This is a genomic window from Gemmiger formicilis, from assembly GCF_016901605.1.
GTDB classification, from domain to species: Bacteria; Bacillota; Clostridia; order Oscillospirales; family Ruminococcaceae; genus Gemmiger; species Gemmiger formicilis_B.
This window is the reverse complement of the sequence record NZ_JACJKP010000551.1, coordinates 1-327: the sequence shown is the minus strand read 5'-3', so window position 1 is coordinate 327 and position 327 is coordinate 1. Positions and strand designations below refer to the sequence as shown.

The window sequence follows — 327 nt, the reverse complement described above, 5'->3', positions numbered from 1 at the left end:
ATCTGCCAGCGGTCCGGGCCAAAACGCAATAAAGCAAAACCGCTTTCCTGTTCATCGTATCGTTTTTGCAGACGTTCCAGCAAATCCTGCGTTTCCACGGTGGAAAGACGCAGTGCGTCAGCCAGCCGTTCCAGTTCAACCGGTTCGGCATGTGCAAACAGCATCGCTTCCAATGCGCCGATATTCCGCGCCTCATTCATGGGCATTGCCCTCCTTTTGTCTGTTATGGCTGCGATCCAGTTCCAGTGCGCCGTCCTGTTCCACACGAACACGCCCTGCTCGGATCAGTTCCAGCAATGCCAGGAAAGTTGCCACATTGGTACTGCG

General features: G+C 54.7%; 1 protein-coding gene. It reads right to left on the bottom strand.

The features are described from left to right. Positions 1-200: SMC-Scp complex subunit ScpB (locus H6B10_RS15895; protein ID WP_204652410.1), on the bottom strand; the 200-nt coding region annotated here is incomplete at its 3' end. Positions 201-327 lie beyond the last annotated feature (127 nt).